Genomic DNA, 4,370 nt, shown 5'->3' with positions numbered 1-4,370 from the left:
ATGTCACAATCTGTCCCCGGTTGCAGGTTGCGTCAGGGCTGAACGCCGTGGAGGACGTGCCGGAGGTAATCTTTTTCTCAACGGCCCAATTAATTGCCGCCGCATAGTCCGCGTCCGCGCCAACGTCGGTGAAGCTACTGGACGTGGAGACAATCGGCTTTCCCGCCGCTTGCCACAGATAAGCCACCGTCTGACTGCGGGTACAGGGCAAGGAGGCGTTAAACTCCATTCCACCCACCATGCCTTTTTCATATGCCCATAGAGCGGCGTTATAATAATAGTTGCCATCGTTTATATCGCTAAAGGGATTAGAAGTCGCAGTGGTCGGCTTCCCGGCAGCTCTCCAGAGGAACGTCAAAATTTGCGCATTGGTGCAGGTTTCGTCCGGAGCAAAGGCCGTGTCGGTTTTGCCGGTGGTAACGCCCTGCTTTACCGCCCAATTTACAGAATCGTAGCAAAAAGAACTTGTGCCTACATCAGAAAATATATCGGTCGCTGCCGCTGCTGTGTCCGTCGTGGGTTCCTGATATTGTGGGTTCTTGATAATTGCATAATTCCCGTGTTGCATTTTTACCTTTGCAACCCCATTCGAGAAACTTTGTACTGAACCATAAATCATTGGGATAACTTCGTCGCCTGTGCTATCAATGTACCCATAAACGGCTGGTTTTGCGAAGTTTGCGGTTATATCCAAGTCGTTCATATTCATTCCTACTACCGTTAGACCCTCGGAAAAATCTTGTGCGGTGTCATACTTTAGCGGAATGACGACTTCTCCCTTTTTATTGACGAATCCATATCTATTCTTAAGTCCAGCCGTAAAATTTTCATCTTCAGCTCCAACCTTGGCATAACCTCCCGAAAAATTACTTGCAGCGCTATATATCATTGGAACAACAAGTTTTCCGCTGGTATCAATAAAGCCGCTCTTTACGTCATATCCGTCTCCAACTCGCTTACTGACTACAGCCAGTCCCTCTGAAAAATCGTGGATATAGTCATAAATCATGGGAATGACAAGTTTTCCCTGTTTATCCACAGCTCCGCTTACATCAAGACTTCTACCATTTTTGTCATACCCTCCATCCTTACTAACAACAGCAAGGCCATTGCAAAAATCATTAGCGTAGTCATATTTAATTGGGACAACAACTTTTCCCTGTTTGTTGACAAAGCCAACTTTTCCATTTTTTGAGACTTTAGCCATACCTTCAAAAAACATTTCCATGCGTTCATAGGTAAAAGGAATCACCACTTTTCCTTGCGTGTCGATTGCGCCCCACTTATCGTCTTTGCAAACCACAGCCAAGCCCTCCGAGAATCCAAACTTTTCTCCTTTGCGGACAGAGGGCGTAAGCGATCCAAAGGTTGGCAGGCTTTCACGGAAAGCTGCCACATTGTCGTAAATCAAAGGAATTACTTCTTTTCCGCTCTTATTTATGAACCCATATTTTGTCGCAATTATAGTAACACCTTTTCCGAAACTATTATCGACATATTTATATTGCCTCCCGACCAAGGCAAGCCCCTCCGAAAAATCCTCCACAGAATCATAGTCCAACGACAAGACTTCTTTGCCAGTGGTATCAAAAAAACTGAATTCACGTTTACCCAACTCACCATATATTGTTGGGACATTGGCCAAATCCCGTCCAACTTTTATCATCCCATCCGAAATATCGGAGATATCATCATACACGGGCGCAATGATTTCATTTCCTTTGCTATCAATAAGCCCCCATTTATCAGCTAGCCCGTCACCGTTTGCGTCGATACCCGCCTGTGCAAAGCCTTTTGAAAAATCCGATATATGCTTATATGTAATATTTTCTTTGACGGCAACCTCCTGGTGGGTGTAGGCCTGTGCCTGAATAGTGGTTCCTGCAAGCATCGCCAATACTAACAATGTGCTAAACATTCTCTTTCTCATATTGATTACTCCCAAAATCATCATTGTAATATTTGTGGCAGTATTGATATTTTTTATTATGCATTTTGCCACTAAATTTTTTTGGTGTCACAATGGTACTTTTCCACTACGGTGTTTCCGCAAAATCCACATTTATAGGTATCCTCATACCACGTCCGAATTCCCGGGATATATTGCTCATGAGTTCCGCGAATGAAACCATCACTACCGCGATCTTTTAACTCGACCATAATAGAAATATCGTCTCTGCCTAAAATATCATGTGTTATTCGGTTGACTGCAAACACCTTTCCGCAGTTCTTACATCTTTCTAAATGCTTATTTGCAAAGTGAATTGCCAATAGCCGCAGCAGGAACAGCGCAATTATGAAATTAAACGTATAGGAACCGGCCCTTTCAATCCAACCGCCCGCACAGGAAGTCCACACCTGACCTAAAACATTAAAAAGTCCCTCTGTTCTCACGGCATTGGAAAATCCGTCAAGAGGAGCACAGAGTGAGATCGTATCCAATACCGCGATGGTTATAAGGATTCCAACGTAAATCACGCCAAGCCCGATCAGATATTTTAGCCATTTCGGCATTGGCTTTTTAGGTGCTTTCGTCGGTTGCGGCGTATTCACAGCCTCTTTAATATCGGCGATAACAGGCACCTCTGGTGAGGCTAGCTTATCACCCTCTGGCGCGAATGGCCCTCCCGTATCTTGCTTTGTCAGTTCATCGACCATCCGCTTGCCTCTGGCCTCAATTCTACAAATTACATTTTCCAGATATTCGTCCAGTTCTATTTTATTTGCCGGTAAAAAATCTTCCGGCTTTTCAAGCGGAAGCTGCTCTTGCTCCAAATACCATTTATGACGGCTGAATAGCGGCAAGACATTGTATTCTTCATCTACATAGTCGTTTAAGAAAAACGTATCAATATATGCCCTGAATACAAAATCTTCGGTATTCTCTTGAATGATCTTCAAGGATAAATCAAAAAAGTCGTAGACAAAATATTTGCTTCCGTTCCGTCCGCGGAAGCCTCTGGATTGATTAAAAGACCCTTGGTCTTCTTGCGGATTCAACTGAAAAGGAACCAGTGTAAAATTCCCGATTGTATGCGTCAATACGGCAAACTTGCTGATATACGGATTTTTAGGGATTGCGTTTTTATTTTGAGAATAAAGCCGCTGCGCGACACGGTAGATTGTCATAAAGGAGTTCATCGTATCAGGGCCAAAGCGATTCCATTGCGCTCCCATACTTTCGGCAAGTTCCTCGGGTAACTGATACCGGCCCTTGTAGCTCCATCCCCACAGCCTTTTATAGAGGTCATCCGTCAAGGCGCAAGTTCCGCCGGAGCCATCACAGTCAAAGTGTTGCGAACCCTTGTTATTGTCTTTATACCTGAGAAACTTTTGAATGGGGTTCTGTTTCTGATTGGCATTATCCCACGGGCTTTCATTTTTCAGGTCATAGTAAGCCAGCGCGTCCAGGTTCCCTTGTGTCAGAAAAGCATTGAGCGTTTGATTCATAGTGTGCCCCTCTTTATCTGTAATGTGAGGAAATGACTAACACAACCTTACTACAAAAAATGACACAAATCAAGGGAAAATGTGAAATAATGGCTCACATACAACTGCAAAGCCGTAAGCTATACTTTTATCAGGTGATGGTTTTGGAGCAAAAAGTATTTGATGATAAAATTTATGATACGATACGTTGTAACATCAAGCGTTATCGTAAAGAAAAAGGCATGACTTCTGCTCAACTTGCAGAGGCAGTCGGCCTATCACACGATTTCATTCGGCAAATTGAATCCGAAAAGACGCGCTCAAATTTTTCAGTGGAAACGCTGTATAGAATCTCAGTGGTTCTCGGCGTGGGGATGGACAGATTTGTGGAGCGATAACCCAACAATACGGTCTAGTGCTTTAATTCAATTAAACAGATGTAAAATAAAAGAGGCCCTTGCAGTATCAATTTTATACTGCAAGGGCTTTTTTATTTATATTTTTGTGCAATGTCAACCTTGCAAAAGCGTTAGAATATCGGCCCCCTCAACCGTTTCAAGTTCAATAAATCGAGTTTCATTTATCTCACAACTTTTTATCCCCAATAGCTGGTAAAAGTATTCCTTATACTTTGCTTGTATGTCACGACGGATATTCGAATAGCGTTCATCGGTAATTTGTCTGGTTAATTGTTTTGCATCTTGCAATTCCTGTATTTCTGTCAAATATTCACGGAATTCTTTATCCATCCACAATGCTAACTCACGATTTATATAGTTACTATCGGGATTACGAATGGACTTATATCCTACTTTTAGTACCTTGTCTAAGGCGCAAATAATATTCAGCATCAAATCAATATCATCTCTATAATCGCAACGGCAAAAAAGCCAATCTAAAGTAACATTATATTCTGTTGCAATTACGGATGCCAGCTCAAC

The 4,370-nt window shown here is 42.8% G+C and carries 4 protein-coding genes; 1 reads left to right on the top strand and 3 read right to left on the bottom strand.

Annotated elements, in window-relative coordinates:
• Together RT018_RS04280 and RT018_RS04275 are read right to left on the bottom strand one after the other, a co-directional pair.
• The coding region (locus RT018_RS04280; protein WP_312939601.1) for a WG repeat-containing protein at positions 1-1,930 on the bottom strand (1,930 nt) is incomplete at its 3' end.
• Between the two features lie 71 nt (positions 1,931-2,001).
• Positions 2,002-3,450, bottom strand: a complete 1,449-nt coding sequence (locus tag RT018_RS04275; RefSeq protein WP_312939600.1) for a hypothetical protein — start codon at positions 3,448-3,450, stop codon at positions 2,002-2,004.
• 32 nt (positions 3,451-3,482) lie between these two features.
• Between RT018_RS04275 and RT018_RS04270 the strand changes: the two genes are divergently transcribed.
• A complete protein-coding gene (locus RT018_RS04270) occupies positions 3,483-3,827 on the top strand; it encodes a helix-turn-helix transcriptional regulator (RefSeq protein WP_312939599.1) in 345 nt (114 codons plus the stop codon).
• 114 nt (positions 3,828-3,941) lie between these two features.
• On the opposite strand, the gene RT018_RS04265 is transcribed toward RT018_RS04270, so the two are convergent.
• The coding region (locus RT018_RS04265) for a hypothetical protein (protein WP_312939597.1) at positions 3,942-4,370 on the bottom strand (429 nt) is incomplete at its 5' end.

This window comes from Oscillibacter sp., assembly GCF_032060045.1.
Taxonomy (GTDB): Bacteria; Bacillota; Clostridia; order Oscillospirales; family Oscillospiraceae; genus Oscillibacter.
The sequence above is the reverse complement of the archived record's forward strand: the minus strand, read 5'-3'. Positions and strand labels throughout refer to the sequence as shown.

Bases quoted from the DNA above. Each gene is read 5' to 3' on its own strand.
- RT018_RS04275 (WP_312939600.1), bottom strand. From the start codon at position 3,450: ATGAATCAAACGCTCAATGCTTTTCTGACACAAGGGAACCTGGACGCG.
- RT018_RS04270 (WP_312939599.1), top strand. From the start codon at position 3,483: ATGACTAACACAACCTTACTACAAAAAATGACACAAATCAAGGGAAAA.